The organism is Halobacillus sp. ABA4_118 (genome assembly GCF_056160205.1).
Genome location: NZ_JBSWWS010000001.1, coordinates 1,433,634 through 1,449,338, shown reverse-complemented (window position 1 = coordinate 1,449,338; position 15,705 = coordinate 1,433,634). Strand labels below are relative to the sequence as shown.

Genomic DNA, 15,705 nt, shown 5'->3' with positions numbered 1-15,705 from the left:
CCGTCACCCCTTTAGATTAACTTTGGATGTCCTTCCATTTATAAACATTTTCTTCCGGAACTAATTGAAAGGAAATGTCGATATCATTACTGTCTAAATAGTCAAAAGCCTGGCGTTCATCTGGAGTGATAGAAACATTTTTTCCGATATATTCGGTGTTTTCTCGTGCACTCATGGGTCCTACATTAATTGCATGACCGAAATCTGCGCCTTTTTCTATAAGTCTTTGTAATGTAAGGGGGGATTTTACTATAACAAAATAGCTGTTTTTAGCCCCTTTGGCTTTGTTGATCTTCTCAACGCCTTCATCCATTGTATAAATTCCAATCTTTATGGATTTGGGAACGGCGTTACTGAATATTTTCTTCTGCATAGGATCCTGTGCTATTTGATCGTCAATGACAAGGATGCCGTGGCAGTCTTTCCAACGGGTCCACCGGGTAACAATTTGACCATGAATGACTCGATCATCTATTCTTACGAAGCTGATTGGCATATGAAAAACCTCCTATATAAATTAATCAGTTATGGCTTCTTGTCCAAATTCAACCGCCTTTTGAGTGAGGGATGGTAAATCGCTGCTTTCTAAAATCAAGGAAGTTTCGATGATCATAGGTAAATTCACACCGGCTATAACCTTTACTTTATCTTCGAGGATGAACGATTGTTTCAGCGAAACATTATAAGGTGTTCCTCCTTTAAGGTCAGTGAGCACTAAGATCCCTTCATACTCTTTCAATAAATCTTCTATAAGTTTCTCTGTAGAACTTGTAAAGGAATCGATTCCTTCCTCTAAAGACACGGGATACACATGTTGTGACTCCCCTATAATCATTTCAAATGAGTTTTTCAATCCATAACTTAATTGGCCGTGGGTTGCGATTACTATGGATAACATATAATATCTCCTTTCTTTTATCAGGTCCGTACACTTGCTTTAATGGTTGCCAATGTTTTACCTTCCGCTGCACCATAAGGGCGGATGGTGTATTCTGGAACAGATTGTGGAATTATGAATGTTTCCGCATAATGGACGACAAAAGGTTCAAATAAATGATCGGGACTTTCAATAATCGCCTCGTCTCCTTCTACTAAGTTCAGGACGTTTACACTGGATCCTGTAGTATGATGCACTTTTTTGGAGAACCAATGTCTTCTTGTTTCGATGAATTCTCTTTCATGTAATCCGGTTCTTTCTTCTATCCATCCATCGCCTGTATGGATGGTTTCTATTTGGTTGATTAAGTTCTCTTCCACCCATGTCGTGTCACGATCCCACTGAATTACTTCCTTCCCGTGTTCAAGGTGCACAGGTCTTGGAAGTCCATCCAATCCCAACCGGCCCCAATCCCATAGTTTAAAAGTGAAGATATATGGAGTGGCACTTATTTCTAAAACCATAGAGTCCGTACCGGAGCAGTGAATCGTTCCTGCCGGGATGAGGAAATGATCATGCTTCTTAGCTGGATACTGATTAATGTATTTCTCGTCAGGAAAAGCTTTTCCACCATTATTAGCCGTGTAGAGGTCCTGCAGCATTTCTTCCTTGTCCACATTGTTTTTTAATCCAAGATAAACCTTGGCGTTTTCCTTGGCATCCAGCATATAGTAACTTTCATCCTGCGTGTAATGCATTCCGAATTTATCTTGTATATATTCTGTGAGAGGGTGGACTTGGAGGCTTAAATTCTGTCCTCCCATAGTATCTAGAAAATCAAAGCGGATAGGGAATTCATCACCAAACCTGGCATGGACTCTTTCACCCAGCAGCTCCCGCGGATGCATAAACACGACATTCATAGAAGGTATGGAAAGTTTTACGTCTCCATATGTCAGCTGCACGCTGTTCTCTTCAGGAACACCATCAAAGCTCCAGGCATAATTATCCTCCGAAGGGTCAAGTTCGAATTTCTCTTTCATCCACTGACCTCCCCACACGCCTGGTGCGAAATAAGGAACTAATCGGAATGGCTGCTTTGTTACTTTCTTCATCCCTTCCAGGAAATTTTCTCCTGTAACCATTTTCGGAGTTGCTTTCACATTCGTGTCGAGTAAAAAATCGATGTTATGAAATAACTTCTTCTTATGCTTATCGGCTATTCTCCATTCAACAAAGTAACCCCTCTTGTATTTCTTCAAAATATCTTCATCTTTGTTCTCTGCTTTCCAGTTCGGCATCCGTTCCTGACTGAACCTTCTTTGAATTTCCCATCTCGTTAAATCCGCATAGACCAATAGATCGGGTTCATGGACTAACTGAGCTCCTACACCATACACGACAATAAGTCCATCCTTGCGATCGATCTCAACGCGCGCTTTTTCCAATTGCTGTTGATTAAAGAAATCTTTCAATTCATGATGGCTTTTAACTCCGAACACCCGGTCATCTGTAAGGTTCTGTTCAATCAATTGCTGAATTTCTTCGTTTGTCGAAGTCAATTCATCTGAGTGCACGATATGATCTGGGTTTAAAGGATTAATGAAAGACTCCACCAACTCTTCGTAGTCCACGCCAGGATAGCAATCGATGGTCAGTACAGTTCTGCCCATATTAGTAATCGCTTTCAAAATTGCTTGAGTAATCTCCCCGTATCCTTGCCACGCTCCATCATTAGTGGAGCGGATTAAAATTTCCGGGCTTTTGTCATAATTTTTCACGTAAATCCTCCTTCACCTATCAATTGTTGTATTGTTATGACAATTGATTAAGTAGAATATATCATAATGTTATGACAATGGCAATTTTTTTATTTGGTTTTGTTTAGTTCCACGTAATAACGATAATCTTCACCAACGTAAAAGCATTCCGTGTATTCTGTGAACGTGTTATCGGCATTTCTCGCGAGGCGGACTCTTTTTAACACGGGTGTTTCTAAGCTGATATTCAGTTTCGCTGCCACTTCTTCACTTGGAAGAACAGCTTCTAAATATTCCTGAATATTTTCTAAAACAATGCCCTTTTCATTTAACAGCTCATAGAAAGACCCGTAGTAGTCTTCTGAATTCGTAGAGAAGTGGTCCTCAAATTTCCAGTAGGTTTTAAAGAATACCGGATGCATATTTTCGCTCCCACGCACTCTTAAGAGTTCGATCACGTCATTACCCGGGAGCAGGTTGAGATTTTCTGCCACTTTTTTGTCTGCTTCTTTCTTTTGTACAGATACTTGATAGGTTTTGGCTTCCTTACCTAATTCATTAAGCTCATACGTATAACTCTTCACGTAAGTATAATAATCTTTATCTATACTGCGCTCTTTATAATCGAGAACGAAAGTCCCTCTGGCACGTTTCCGAATTAAATAATTTTCCCAGACTAACTCATTTATGGCATCACGTACGGTTGTTCTGCTTACATTATATACGTCACATAGTTCCAGTTCTGATGTGATTTTGTCGCCGGGCTTCCAATATCCCTGATCGATTTTGTTCTTAAGGTCATTTTTCACTTGTATATAGAGAGGGGGTGCATCCTTACCTGAATTTAATTGTATGTTCATAGAAAGGCTCCTTTGTATTTTAAGATCATATTGTTATGTCAATATGATAACCGAATCTAAAAGTAAATAAAACCTACAAAGGTTCTAAAACCATGTTTTTACATATTCAAAGATTAAAAGAGAGAGGGTGCATTCGTAAGAGAAGCCCTATATGGATAGGCTGACCCAGCCGATTTACTGGTTGGAAATGGAAGGTTTGCGGGTATACGGAGACTACAACACACTTGGAGGTGGGCTCTGATCGCAGATGTCATTTCATTCCGGTCAGGTGAGCGTACGTCAGCTGCAGAACGTGAATTTGTGGAGTTATATGAGCGCGATCCGTACATGAATGACAATATCCCTCTGGATGAACTCGGTCATCATCTGCGCCGGACGTTGACGAACCGGCAGAAAGGCTGTAAGAAAAAATGAACAAAACCCCCGTGAATGGGCACGGGGGTTTTCGTTTATTAGACAAGGGCTGGTGTCCGGTTGTAATCCTGCTGCGCTTCAAGTCCCGCCTTGTTCAAGAAGTTCCACGGCTGGTTGAAGTGCGGCTGGAAAAAGAAATCGACGTAAGCAAGCTGGTCGATCGTCATCCCGGCCTGAATGCAGACGCTCATCGTATTGATGGACTGCGTCACATCGGCTTTGGACAGCACCTGGGCGCCGAGAATCTTCCTTGTTTCCGGATCGATCGTCACTTTCAGCTTCACATTTTCCGCTGTCGGCATGAACGCCGGGCGGTGAGTATCTTCTATTGTGAAACTTTTCACATGAACATCTAAAAGTTGAGCAGATGTTTCTGTCAGCCCTGTGGATGCCATGTTGTAGTCGTAAATGTGCAGCCCGGATGTACCCTGGGTGCCTCCGTGGGGCATGACCGGCTCCATGATGTTACGGGCGGCGAGTGTTCCCATACGGACCGCGTTCGTTGCGAGCGGGATATAGGCATGTTTTCCAGTCGGGTTGTACGTCACGGCACAGCAGTCTCCTGCTGCGAAGATATCAGGGTGGCTCGTCTGCATATATTCATTGACGATGATTGCACCGTTATCGAGCATGTCGACGATTCCTTTGACAAGATCGGTGTTCGGACGGAACCCGACACACATGATGACAAGATCGGTCTCATAGCTTCCGCTGTTCGTGATCACACGCCCGACCTGGCCGTCGCTGCCTTCAAACCGCTGGACGGTTTCATTCATCGCTAACGTCATGCCGCGGTTTATGAAGTCCTCTTCGACGATGGACGTGAATGCCTCATCCAGATATTTGTTCAAAATCCGGTCGGCACCATCAATCAATGTCACCTCTTTGCCTGCTTTTTCAAAGGCTTCAACAAGCTCGACACCGATATAACCAGCTCCAACGACAGTCACTTTTTCGGCGTGTTCCGCCCGTTCAATGATGGTATTCGCCTGGTTGTAGTTTTTCGCAAGCAGGATGTTCTCAAGATCGATGCCTTCAATCGGCGGTGTCACCGGCCATGAACCGGTCGTGATCACTAATTTATCATACGAATCGGTGAGGTGTTCACCGGTCACAAGATTCTCGGCATAGATCGTTTTCGTTTCAGCATCAATGTCTTTCACGTCGTGCTGCATCCGGATGGTAACGCCGAGCTTCTGCAGCTCCTCCGGAGAAGAATAAAAGAGTCCCTGTGGGTCTTCGACGACTCCGCCGACATAGAGAGCGAGTCCGCAGGATAGAAAGGAGACGTTATCGTTTCGTTCATAAACGGTAATCTGAGCTTCAGGATACATGTTTGCCATATTCGTCACCGCAGCGGTTCCTGCGTGGGTACTTCCAATTACTGCAATTTTCATGGAATAGATCCTCCTTAAACGTTCATGTGAAATGTTTCACATGTTAACTATGATTGTATTATAAGACGGATCGCAAGAGAATACAACCCTTTTGCTCACTATTTCACAAAATAAAAATAACCCGCCGGAAAGCCGGCGGGGCAGGAGTTATTCCTTATCCTTGCGGGGGAACGTTTTATTTTTCACTTTCTTGAAGGCTTCAGAGGACGTATCCACCGTTTTGTCGATGGCTTCGGTGCTTTTTTCGGACGCTTTTTTAATGATGTTCCCCGATGAATCGACGGTTTTGCCAATCAATCCGCCTTCACCGGTAATCGATTTGATGACCTTCCCGGACGAATCGACCGTCTGGTGGACGATGTTGTTGGCCTCTTTGGCCACCTGCTTGAAGAAGCCGTCTTTTTCCTTAGAGCTGCGCTTTTCACTCATGTGAACATCTCCTCCTTGGAATCAATGGCTTACCCTTTATACATATGTACCCGTGATGTTCCTATGACAGGAGAAAAGAAATCTGATTCGGACGTCATGCGCCGGAGGTCCTCATTATGAAGCGGATGTTAACGCTCTGTGAGAATCGTGCTAACTTCACGGTTTCAGGCAGGAAATCAAAGGTCGATATGGAAAGAAGCGGTGTAAGGCCACATGACAAACAAGGGAGTGTACATGATGAAGAAATTATTTTTGATTGTCTTTAGTCTTGTCTTTTTTACCGGGGGGCCAGCTGTAAGCGCCGCTGGAAACCTGTCTGTCCAGGAAGCGATGCAGACGTCCAACGGGTCCGATGTGACTGTTGAAGGGTACATCGTCGGCGTACCGGTATCCCAGTCGACCGTGGAGCAGAACGATTTTTCCTCCAATTATGCTCTTGCGCTTGCGGATGACGCCGGTGAAACGGATATGAATGACATGATTCTGGTCAAGTTGGATTCTGAATACCGCTATGAATGGGGACTTCAGAACAACCCCGGATTGATGGGTGAAAAAATCGTCGTGGACGGCACCCGTGATGCCTACTTCGGCCATGAAGGCGTCGAATACGTAAGCTCGATCGCCAAAACGTCCGGCGACTGCGGCGGCGACACCGGGAGCGGGGACGGAGACGGCTCGACGTCCGATGACTACTACAGCAGTGCGGATGGATTAACAGGAGATGCATTGAAGCAGGAGCTGCACAACGTCATCGACGATCACAATGAGCTTACATATTCCGACGTATGGGATGCGCTTCGCCATACTGATGAAGATCCGAGCAACACAGGCAATGTCCTGCTCCTGTATACAGGGAACTCGATATCCAAGTATGACAACGGCGGGTATGTCGATGATTGGAACCGCGAGCACGTCTGGGCGAAGTCGCACGGCGATTTCGGCACGAGCATGGGAGCCGGCACCGACATTCATCACCTGCGTCCGACCGATGTATCGGTGAACTCTGCCCGCAGCAACCTAGATTTTGATAATGGCGGATCCGCTTATGCCGACGCTCCGGATACGTATTCAGACAGTGACTCCTGGGAGCCCCGCGATGAGGTCAAAGGGGATGTGGCCCGGATGATTTTCTATATGGCCGTCCGCTACGAAGGCGATCAGGGCGAACTGGACCTTGAAATTGCGGATTACACCGGTACGAGCGGTCCATACTTAGGGAAGCTTTCCACATTGAAACAGTGGCACGAGAGCGATCCGGTCGACAGCTTTGAGCGTAACCGTAACGAGATCATTTTCAGTGACTATCAAGGCAACCGCAACCCGTTCATCGACCACCCGGAATATGTGGAACAGATCTGGTAATGAGAACCCCCCGGAAGCGACCTGCTTCCGGGGGTTCTGCATTCTTTCATTCTTACAGCAGCAACATCAGTCATGATGAGTGCTATTGTATCTGAACTTATGTAAATGTATCTCCAACCTGTTAGAGTTCTTCATGATATTCTTCCTTGTTGTACAACCGGAAGATACATTGATTCAGTACCGGAAAGTGGGGGACTTAACAAAAAGCTGCTCCGGTTTTTTACGAACGATTTTTCTTCAACATCTGGTAGGTACCAAGGACAAGCAGTACAGCTGCGACGATGAGTTCGGTCCTGAATATCATGGGAAAGCCAGTGAAGACATGCGCCTCCATTGGTCCGCCACTCCCCAAAGTCTCTAAGTTCTGCAACATGAGCCATTGGCTGTACATCATCACTATACTGTAATGAACAAAAGAACCGAATAAAAGAAAGACCCCATATTTTATAAAGTTCACGTTCTATCAACTCCTCTTCTAAACAACACTTCTGTCATCTAATTATTCATGGATTACCTGAGACAGACAACCCTGGGAAAGCAACTAATAATAAACGATTTTATTCCAAAACAGTATCTTCCGTCTTAACGTCCTTTTTGGGGGCTTTTCTTATATGCTGATAAAAAGGGAGGGGAGCACCAGCCGATCTTCTGTTTACCCACATATCCTTGAATAGGTGGAAATCCTTATATTTATTTAAGTCACAGCTGCTCCAAAAAAATAAAGGACTCCCGCCCCCGTCCGGCGTAAGTAATAGGAATGGGATTTGTTAACGAAAAAAGGGGGCAGACGGATGGATGTACGATTCCGCAGCGACGGCCGGTTTTTCAATCACCGCGCCGCCGGCATACTGATCGAGCAGGGGCATGTGCTGTTACATAAACGAAAGAAAGATGCCTACTGGGCCCTGCCGGGTGGCGGTATTGAGCTTGGCGAGGATTCGATGAATACGATCATCCGTGAGATGAGGGAGGAACTCGGCTGGGAGGTTGAGGTCGAGCGTACGGTCTGGATTGCCGAAAGCTTTTTTCCTCACCGCGGGGAAGCGCTGCACGAAGTGGCTTTTTACTATGCGCTGGAAACGAAGGAGCCCAAGTTCAGAGCCGGACCTTTTCACGGAAAAGATGGCGATCGTCTTATCTATCAGTGGATTGCTCTGGATGATCTGTCCCTGCATGAGGTGAAGCCGGCGTTTCTTAAGAAGTCGCTGCTGGAAATTCCAGATCATCTGATGCATCTGATCCTGAAGGAAACGTTCTAAGCGGACGGGCGGGCTCGTACACTATGACGAATGCGTATGTCAGGGAGGGCAGGCAGTGAAGAAAAAATTTATCACATGGACGTTCATTCTCTACGGCCTCTATAGTCTGGTGCTGGGCCTGTATTTTTTCCAGTGGTCAAACCCCGGCGTGCCTCCGGAATACGAAGGGACCGCCGCCGATCCGGCGACATTTATGACCGCGAGGGAGCTTGAACTCAGTCAGGAATACTCGACCTATCAGAACTTCCTCTCCTTTCTCGGCGAGCCGTTGGAATGGATCGTCTATCTCGGTGTGATGGTTTTCGGCGCGTCGATCGTCTTCAAGCAGTTCGGGGAGAAGGTGTCACGCTTCCGCATCATCCAGATTCCGTTGTTTGTGCTGCTGTTGTCGACGCTGACATCGATCCTGTTATTCCCGATCGATTACGTAAAGCGGCGCTTGTCGGTGGAGTACGGCATTTCCACCCAGAGCTTTTCAAGCTGGATGCGCGATGAGCTGCTCAGCTTCTGGATCGGCTGGCTCATCATGGCCGTTCTCATTACTGTGTTATATTTCTTAATGAAAAAATTCGAAAAGCGCTGGTGGCTGATCGCCTGGCTGCTGATGATTCCGTTTCTCATTTTCATGATGTACCTGCAGCCGGTCGTCATCGACCCGCTTTATAATGATTTTGGAGAACTGCAGGACAAACAGCTCGAGGAAAAAATTCTCACACTCGCCGATGAAGCGGATATTCCTGCTGATCGTGTTTATGAAGTGAACATGTCGGAGAAAACGAACAGCATGAACGCCTATGTGAACGGAATCGGATCCAATCTCCGCATCGTCTTATGGGATACGACGCTCAACCGGCTTCAGGAAAACGAAGTGCTTTTCATCATGGCGCATGAAATCGGCCACTACGTCATGAACCACCTGTATTGGAATCTTGCCGGGGCCATCTTCGCCACCTTCCTTGGCCTGCTGGCGACCTATCACCTGCTGCAGTGGGCGGTGCGGCGCTACGGGGAAAAGCTCGGCTTCACGAAAGTGTCCGACATCGCGAGTCTGCCGATGTTTTATTTGATCCTGACGCTGCTTTCCTTTATCGCAAGTCCTGTGGAGCTTGCGATATCACGCAATGCGGAAGCGGATGCCGACCGTTATGCGATCGAGATGACACAGGATACGGAAGCGGCTGTCGGTTCCTTCCAGGAGCTCACGGTCAACGGTTTGAGTGACGTCGATCCACCGGCGCTCGTGAAGTATCTGCGCTACGGGCATCCGACAATGATGGAGCGGATCCATATGCTCGAAAACTATGAACTGAGCGAAGAGAAGTAGGCAAGAGCCTCCGGGTGTCCGGGGGCTTGTTCTGTTCAGAGTGCCTTTTTATTTTTCACAATCTGCAGCTGATACAGGATGCGCGCCAGGCGCTCCCGGTTCTTTTCGCTGATTTCGATGAACTCCACCCCGTAGACGACGGCGGAGCTTGATAACTCCTCGTGCTTCCGGGCCATCCGGGCCTGCAGGATAAAGTCTTCGTCATCCAAGGAAAAGTGCAGGGAAATCGTGATGTTCTCCTGGATCGGGATGTTGTACGCTGAAGAAAATTTCAAGCCGGTGAGGCTGATGTTTTCGATATAGCCGGTAAAGTATTTCTGGTTCAAGGCTTTGAACCGTTTGGTATCGATATCAATGATGATGATTTTGCTTTCGATATGGGGGACATCCACCCGGAGGCTTCTTTTTACGTACGGCTGTTTCAACGGGGGGACGCTTCCTGCGGGGGGATCGGCAGCTGTTGGAGCGTCCGCTGCCTTTTTCTTAAGCAGATCTTTCATTAATAACACGGTGAACACGAAAATGATCAGGGCTTCTGCCCATACGATATAAACCAAAACAACCACCTCGTATTCCTTCAAGTTTATCCCGGTTCTCTTTCTGACTGGTCCGGGCCGAAAGGTTGTATGGATGCGGTCTCTCGTTTTTTTATTTTTGGCGGCTTCACGCTCCTTTTGTAGGTATTTTTATCCATTTTATTGCATGATATAGGTATTTGCTTTTACATATCCCATGTTTGTTTTAGGAAAAGCTGTGATTATTACTAAAACATAGGAAGAGTATAACCTATTATAAGGAATGGTCCTCGTCTCTTTCCCGCTCCAGACGGTCCAGCCGCTCCTTCAACCTCTTATTCTCTTTTTTCGCCTGTTCCGCTGTATAAAAAGCTCCGACGGCCAAAGATAAGGCCAACAAACTCCACAACCAGTCCATATCGAACACCTCCCTTTCCCATCCTATCATGGTAAAAAAAGGAGGTGGGGTATCTAGCAACGCCAGCTCTCTTTTGATAGACTCAAAGTAGCGACTATTGAAAACGTTATCATAGTAAAGGAGTGACCAAGGATGCCATCGATGCTTGAGGAGCGCAATCATGTGCTGGAAACGCTGTTTGGCAATGTGAAGCACTGTATCGTCGTCGTCGACCGGGACGGACGGGTTTCCTATATGAACGAAAGCTACGGCCGGTTTTTAGAAGTCGATCCAAAAGAGATCGCCGGCCGCCACGTCACCGAAGTGATCGAGAATACGCGGATGCATATCGTCGTCGACACAGGGGAGGAGGAGATGGCCGATCTCCAGAAGATCCGCGGCGATTATATGATCGCCCACCGGATTCCGCTCCAGGAGGACGGCGAGGTGATCGGGGCCCTCGGCATGGTGCTGTTCCGTGATACCGACGAATGGAAAATCATGAACACCCATATCAAGGATCTTCTGCTTGAGCTCGAGACGTACCGCAGCCAGATGCAGCACGTGAACGGTGCCAAGTATTCGCTTCATGACATCATCACCACCTCACCGGAAGTACTGCAGGTCAAGGAAAAGATCCGCAAAACCGCCTACAGCGACGTGTCGGTGCTCATCCGCGGCGAAAGCGGGACAGGAAAGGAATTGTTCGCCCACAGCATCCACCACTTGAGTGAACGGAGCCAGCAGCCATTCATCAAGGTGAACTGCGCGGCCATCCCGGAGCATTTGATCGAAGCGGAGCTGTTCGGCTATCAGGAAGGAGCGTTTACCGATGCGAAAAAAGGCGGCAAGCCGGGAAAATTCCAGCTCGCCCACGGCGGCACGCTGTTTCTTGATGAAATCGGCGACATGCCGCTCCACGCCCAGGTGAAAATCCTCCGTGCCCTGCAGGAAGGCGAAATCGAAGCGGTCGGGGCAGAGAAGCCGCAGGCCATCGACGTCCGCATCATCGCCGCCACCAACCGGCCGCTCGAAGCCCTCATCAAGGAGGACAAATTCCGGGAGGATCTCTTCTACCGCATCAATGTCGTCCAGATCGATATTCCGCCGCTCCGCAGACGACGGGGCGACATCAAGGTGCTCACGAAGTTTCTGTTGAAAAAGCTCAGTGACCGGACCGGCAAACGGGTTGAGACGCTCGCCCCGGACGTGGAGGCTCTCTTTAACAAACACGACTGGCCGGGGAATGTCCGTGAGCTGGAAAACGTCATCGAATCCGCCATTCATATGACCGACGACGGCGAAATCCGTTACGGCGACCTGCCGGATTATCTATCATCATCCGGAAACAGCCAGCGCGCCGGACAGACGCTCAAGGACGTCGTTGAGGAAGCGGAAAAAGCGGCGATCCTCCGGGCAATCGAAGAAGCGGACGGTGACAAATGTACAGCCGCCGACCGACTCGGCATCGGCAAATCAAGCCTGTATGACAAAGTGAAAAAGTACGACCTGTAAGCCATTCCAGATTTCAGGAATCCGTTCCGGAAATCCGGAATGGGTTTTTTTATGCCCTTTTGTAAGGGTTTTCATGAATGTTGAATCAGTTTTTCCATAAATCCGGAAATCAAAAAACCAGATTCCTTTAGTACCGCGGTTGAAAAGTTGGCATGAAACTTGCATGTAGAAGGGTGGAAGGGGTGGAAACCAATATGAAACACATGTACACATCATTTCAGGAAGCGGTTAAGGACATAAACGATCACTCAACGATTATGGTCGGAGGATTCGGACTCGTCGGAATCCCGGAAAATCTCATTTTGGCACTCGTCGAATCGAACGTGAAGCATCTCACTGTCATCAGCAACAACTGCGGCGTTGACGACTGGGGGCTCGGCCTGCTTTTGGAAAACAAACAGATTGATAAGATGATCGGCTCCTACGTCGGCGAAAACAAGGAATTCGAACGCCAGGTGCTCGCAGGCGAACTGGAAGTCGAGCTCACGCCGCAGGGAACACTCGCAGAACGCATCCGTGCAGGCGGCGCCGGCATTCCGGCTTTCTATACACCGGCAGGCGTCGGAACACCGATTGCGGAAGGAAAAGAAGTGCGCACCTTCGACGGCAGGGACTATCTGCTGCAGACCGGACTTACCGCTGATGTCAGCCTTGTCCGTGCCCTGAAGGGAGACAAGCACGGCAACCTCATTTATAACAAAACGGCGCGCAACTTCAACCCGATGATGGCCGCTGCCGGGGCTGTCACGATCGCCGAAGTTGAAGAGCTGGTCGAGCCGGGCGAACTTGATGCCGATCAGATCCACACACCAGGCATCTACGTACAGGGACTCATTGAAGGACAGCAGGAAAAACGCATCGAACGCCGGACCGTACGCACTCACGCATAACAAAAAGGAGGGGCTATTATGGCCGTAGAAATGGATAAAGCGGCAGTCAGGGAACTGATTGCCCGACGTGCTGAAAAGGAAATTGAAAGCGGTTACTACGTGAACCTTGGAATCGGAATGCCGACGATGGTCGCCAACTACATTGATTCCGATAAGGAAGTGGTCCTGCAGTCGGAAAACGGGCTGCTCGGCATCGGACGCTCTCCGTATGAAGAGGAAGTCGACCCGGACTTGATCAACGCCGGAAAGGAAACCGTCACCGCTTCCATCGGGGCCGCCTACTGTGACAGTGCCGAATCGTTCGCGATGATCCGCGGTGAGCACCTCGACCTTGCGATTTTAGGCGGGATGGAAGTCGCAGAGAACGGTGATCTCGCCAACTGGATGATCCCCGGAAAAATGATCAAAGGCATGGGCGGGGCGATGGATATCGTCCACGGTTCCAAAAAAGTCGTCATCATCATGGACCACGTGAACAAGCACGGCGATCCGAAGATCCTGAAGGCATGCCGTCTCCCGCTCACAGGAAAAGGCGTCGTCGACCGCATCATTACCGAGCGCGCCGTCATGGACGTAACAGAGGAAGGCCTGAAGCTGATCGAAATCGCTGAAGGCTGGACGGTAGACGAAATCAAGGCATCGACAGAAGCGGATCTGATTGTCAGCGACGAACTGATGACAATCCAGTCCAACACGTGAGGAGGGACACCGGATGGTAGAAAATAAAGTCGTCTTGATTACAGGCGCGGCCAGCGGCATCGGCTATGAAATCGGCACCGAATTCGCCAAGAACGGCGCCAAGGTCGTCTTGAGCGATATAAACGAGGAAAAAGTGAAGGAAGCCGAAAAGCAGCTATCTTCAGAAGGGTATGACGTCACTGGTCTCGTCTGTGACGTGACGAAGGAAAAGGATATCCAGGACGCCATCAATAAGACGGTGGACAAGTACGGACGTCTCGACGTGCTCGTCAACAACGCCGGCCTCCAGCACGTTTCGTCCATCGAGGAGTTTCCGACAGAGAAGTTCGAGCTGATTACGAAGATCATGCTCGTGGCCCCGTTCATGGCGACAAAGCACGTATTCCCGATTATGAAAAAGCAGGGCTTCGGCCGCATCCTCAACATGGCCTCGATCAACGGCCTGATCGGATTCGCCGGCAAGTCCGCCTACAACAGCGCCAAGCACGGCGTCATCGGTCTCACCAAAGTGACCGCTCTGGAAGGCGCGGAGGACGGCATTACCGTCAACGCCATCTGCCCGGGCTATGTCGATACACCGCTCGTCCGCAACCAGCTTGAGGATCTCGCCAGCAACCGCGGCGTCTCGCTCGATAAGGCACTTGAGGAAGTCATCTACCCGCTCGTGCCGCAGAAGCGTCTCCTGGAAGTTCAGGAAATCGCCGACTACGCGCTGTTTTTAGCCAGTGACAAAGCGAAAGGCATTACCGGTCAGGCGGCTGTCATCGACGGTGGCTATACGACCCAGTAACCGAAAGGGGTATTTCAATGAAATCCGTATATATCGTAGAAGGAGCGCGCACGCCGTTTGGTACGTTCGGCGGCGCCCTCAAAGACGTGGAGCCGACAGACCTCGGCATCACCGCAGGAAAAGAAGCGTTGAAGCGGAGCGGCATCGACGCTGGGAGCATCGACTTTTCCGTCATCGGCAACGTCATTCATTCATCTCAAAACGCACCGTACATGGCGCGCCACATTGCACTGAAGACAGGTATCCCGATGGAAAGCCCGGCCCTTGCCGTCAACCGCCTCTGCGGTTCGGGCATGCAGTCCGTTGTTTCCGCAGCCCAGTCCATTCTCCTCGGGGAAGGGGAAACCGCGCTTGCCGGCGGTGTCGACAGCATGAGTCTCGCCCCGTACGCCCTCCGCGGCAGCCGTTTTGGTACGAAGCTCGGCACACCGAAGGTTGATGATATGCTCTGGTCCGCGCTTACCGATGAGTACATCGGTGCCGGCATGGGCATGACAGGGGAGAATCTGGCCGAGCGTTATGAAATTTCACGCGAAGCCCAGGATGAATATGCGACCCGCAGTCACCAGCGTGCTGCCGAAGCCCGCCGCTCCGGCCGTTTTGCTGAGGAAATCGCTCCCGTGGAAGTGAAGGGACGCAAAGGCACGACCGTCGTCGATCAGGACGAGCACATCCGGGAAGACACGAATTCAGAAAAGCTGGCCAAGCTGAAGCCCGCCTTCAAAAAAGACGGCAGTGTCACAGGCGGAAACGCGAGCGGCATCAATGACGGCGCTGGAGCCGTCGTTCTGGCCAGTGAAAATTACGTCCAGGACCACAGCTTAAGCCCTGTGGCAAGAATCGTTTCCTGGTCCGTGGCCGGTGTGGATCCGCACTACATGGGCATCGGCCCTGCGCCGGCGATTCGTCAGGCGCTTGAAAAAGCGGAGCTCTCCCTTGAGGATATGGATCTTATCGAAGTGAACGAAGCCTTTGCCGCGCAGTATCTGGCGGTGGAAAAAGAGCTCGGCTTCGACCGTGAAAAAGTGAACGTCAACGGCGGCGCCATCGCGCTCGGCCACCCGGTCGGCGCCAGCGGGACCCGCGTGTTGTACACGATGATCAAGGAATTGAAGCGCCGCGGCGGACGCTACGGAGTCGCTTCGCTCTGCATCGGAGGCGGACAGGGGATTGCCATGGTCGTCGAAACCGTCTAAAATCTTAACGTAAAAATCATT

At 49.4% G+C, this 15,705-nt stretch carries 16 protein-coding genes; 8 read left to right on the top strand and 8 right to left on the bottom strand.

Annotation, left to right across the window (positions count from 1 at the left end; all coding sequences use genetic code 11):
• Nucleotides 1–16 precede the first annotated feature (16 nt).
• From ACXAGL_RS07035 to ACXAGL_RS07010, 6 genes are all read right to left on the bottom strand, one after another.
• Nucleotides 17–496, bottom strand: a complete 480-nt coding sequence (locus ACXAGL_RS07035; RefSeq protein WP_027955920.1) for a PTS sugar transporter subunit IIB — start codon at nt 494–496, stop codon at nt 17–19.
• A 21-nt stretch (nt 497–517) separates the two neighbouring features.
• Nucleotides 518–898 carry a PTS sugar transporter subunit IIA gene (locus ACXAGL_RS07030; RefSeq protein ID WP_474990621.1) on the bottom strand — a complete coding sequence of 127 codons (381 nt, stop codon included), beginning with the start codon at nt 896–898 and terminating at the stop codon, nt 518–520.
• Between the two features lie 20 nt (nt 899–918).
• Complete coding sequence (locus ACXAGL_RS07025) at nt 919–2,658, bottom strand: class I mannose-6-phosphate isomerase (protein WP_474990619.1); 1,740 nt, start codon at nt 2,656–2,658, stop codon at nt 919–921.
• Nucleotides 2,659–2,747: 89 nt separating this feature from the next.
• The gene (locus ACXAGL_RS07020; RefSeq protein WP_027955922.1) at nt 2,748–3,497 is read right to left on the bottom strand and encodes a GntR family transcriptional regulator; all 750 of its coding nucleotides are present in this window, start codon (nt 3,495–3,497) and stop codon (nt 2,748–2,750) included.
• A 452-nt stretch (nt 3,498–3,949) separates the two neighbouring features.
• Nucleotides 3,950–5,308, bottom strand: coding sequence for an FAD-dependent oxidoreductase (locus tag ACXAGL_RS07015; protein WP_474990616.1), 1,359 nt, complete (start codon nt 5,306–5,308; stop codon nt 3,950–3,952).
• Between the two features lie 147 nt (nt 5,309–5,455).
• Entirely contained in the window at nt 5,456–5,737 is a 282-nt protein-coding gene (locus tag ACXAGL_RS07010; RefSeq protein WP_027955925.1) for a hypothetical protein, read from the bottom strand.
• A 237-nt stretch (nt 5,738–5,974) separates the two neighbouring features.
• On the opposite strand from ACXAGL_RS07010, the gene ACXAGL_RS07005 reads away from it, so the two are divergent.
• The 3 genes from ACXAGL_RS07005 (at nt 5,975) to ACXAGL_RS06995 (ending at nt 9,682) form a co-directional block, all read left to right on the top strand.
• Nucleotides 5,975–7,099: an endonuclease gene (locus tag ACXAGL_RS07005; RefSeq protein ID WP_474990614.1), complete on the top strand. Its 1,125-nt coding sequence runs from the start codon at nt 5,975–5,977 to the stop codon at nt 7,097–7,099.
• Between the two features lie 791 nt (nt 7,100–7,890).
• Entirely contained in the window at nt 7,891–8,358 is a 468-nt protein-coding gene (locus tag ACXAGL_RS07000; RefSeq protein WP_160890063.1) for an NUDIX hydrolase, read from the top strand.
• Nucleotides 8,359–8,413: 55 nt separating this feature from the next.
• Entirely contained in the window at nt 8,414–9,682 is a 1,269-nt protein-coding gene (locus ACXAGL_RS06995) for a M48 family metallopeptidase (RefSeq protein ID WP_474990611.1), read from the top strand.
• 35 nt (nt 9,683–9,717) lie between these two features.
• Here ACXAGL_RS06995 and ACXAGL_RS06990 read toward each other — a convergent pair whose 3' ends face one another.
• Together ACXAGL_RS06990 and ACXAGL_RS06985 are read right to left on the bottom strand one after the other, a co-directional pair.
• On the bottom strand, nt 9,718–10,239 hold the full coding sequence (locus ACXAGL_RS06990) for a PilZ domain-containing protein (protein WP_474990609.1): 522 nt from the start codon (nt 10,237–10,239) through the stop codon (nt 9,718–9,720).
• Nucleotides 10,240–10,471: 232 nt separating this feature from the next.
• Nucleotides 10,472–10,615: a hypothetical protein gene (locus tag ACXAGL_RS06985; protein ID WP_474990607.1), complete on the bottom strand. Its 144-nt coding sequence runs from the start codon at nt 10,613–10,615 to the stop codon at nt 10,472–10,474.
• Between the two features lie 132 nt (nt 10,616–10,747).
• Here ACXAGL_RS06985 and ACXAGL_RS06980 point away from each other — a divergent pair, with 132 nt between their 5' ends.
• The 5 genes from ACXAGL_RS06980 to ACXAGL_RS06960 all read left to right on the top strand — a co-directional run bounded on the left by ACXAGL_RS06980 (nt 10,748) and on the right by ACXAGL_RS06960 (nt 15,684).
• Entirely contained in the window at nt 10,748–12,109 is a 1,362-nt protein-coding gene (locus tag ACXAGL_RS06980; protein ID WP_474990605.1) for a sigma-54 interaction domain-containing protein, read from the top strand.
• Nucleotides 12,110–12,303: 194 nt separating this feature from the next.
• The gene (locus ACXAGL_RS06975) at nt 12,304–12,999 is read left to right on the top strand and encodes a CoA transferase subunit A (protein WP_474990603.1); all 696 of its coding nucleotides are present in this window, start codon (nt 12,304–12,306) and stop codon (nt 12,997–12,999) included.
• An 18-nt stretch (nt 13,000–13,017) separates the two neighbouring features.
• Nucleotides 13,018–13,698, top strand: a complete 681-nt coding sequence (locus ACXAGL_RS06970; RefSeq protein WP_206934889.1) for a 3-oxoacid CoA-transferase subunit B — start codon at nt 13,018–13,020, stop codon at nt 13,696–13,698.
• Nucleotides 13,699–13,711: 13 nt separating this feature from the next.
• Nucleotides 13,712–14,488, top strand: coding sequence for a 3-hydroxybutyrate dehydrogenase (locus ACXAGL_RS06965; protein ID WP_474990601.1), 777 nt, complete (start codon nt 13,712–13,714; stop codon nt 14,486–14,488).
• 17 nt (nt 14,489–14,505) lie between these two features.
• Nucleotides 14,506–15,684 (top strand): acetyl-CoA C-acetyltransferase, encoded by a 1,179-nt coding sequence (locus tag ACXAGL_RS06960; RefSeq protein ID WP_474990599.1) that lies wholly within the window; start codon nt 14,506–14,508, stop codon nt 15,682–15,684.
• Nucleotides 15,685–15,705 lie beyond the last annotated feature (21 nt).

Bases quoted from the DNA above. Each gene is read 5' to 3' on its own strand.
- ACXAGL_RS07035 (WP_027955920.1), bottom strand. From the start codon at position 496: ATGCCAATCAGCTTCGTAAGAATAGATGATCGAGTCATTCATGGTCAA.
- ACXAGL_RS07030 (WP_474990621.1), bottom strand. From the start codon at position 898: ATGTTATCCATAGTAATCGCAACCCACGGCCAATTAAGTTATGGATTG.
- ACXAGL_RS07020 (WP_027955922.1), bottom strand. From the start codon at position 3,497: ATGAACATACAATTAAATTCAGGTAAGGATGCACCCCCTCTCTATATA.
- ACXAGL_RS07015 (WP_474990616.1), bottom strand. From the start codon at position 5,308: ATGAAAATTGCAGTAATTGGAAGTACCCACGCAGGAACCGCTGCGGTG.
- ACXAGL_RS07010 (WP_027955925.1), bottom strand. From the start codon at position 5,737: ATGAGTGAAAAGCGCAGCTCTAAGGAAAAAGACGGCTTCTTCAAGCAG.
- ACXAGL_RS07005 (WP_474990614.1), top strand. From the start codon at position 5,975: ATGAAGAAATTATTTTTGATTGTCTTTAGTCTTGTCTTTTTTACCGGG.
- ACXAGL_RS07000 (WP_160890063.1), top strand. From the start codon at position 7,891: ATGGATGTACGATTCCGCAGCGACGGCCGGTTTTTCAATCACCGCGCC.
- ACXAGL_RS06985 (WP_474990607.1), bottom strand. From the start codon at position 10,615: ATGGACTGGTTGTGGAGTTTGTTGGCCTTATCTTTGGCCGTCGGAGCT.
- ACXAGL_RS06980 (WP_474990605.1), top strand. From the start codon at position 10,748: ATGCCATCGATGCTTGAGGAGCGCAATCATGTGCTGGAAACGCTGTTT.
- ACXAGL_RS06975 (WP_474990603.1), top strand. From the start codon at position 12,304: ATGAAACACATGTACACATCATTTCAGGAAGCGGTTAAGGACATAAAC.
- ACXAGL_RS06970 (WP_206934889.1), top strand. From the start codon at position 13,018: ATGGCCGTAGAAATGGATAAAGCGGCAGTCAGGGAACTGATTGCCCGA.
- ACXAGL_RS06965 (WP_474990601.1), top strand. From the start codon at position 13,712: ATGGTAGAAAATAAAGTCGTCTTGATTACAGGCGCGGCCAGCGGCATC.
- ACXAGL_RS06960 (WP_474990599.1), top strand. From the start codon at position 14,506: ATGAAATCCGTATATATCGTAGAAGGAGCGCGCACGCCGTTTGGTACG.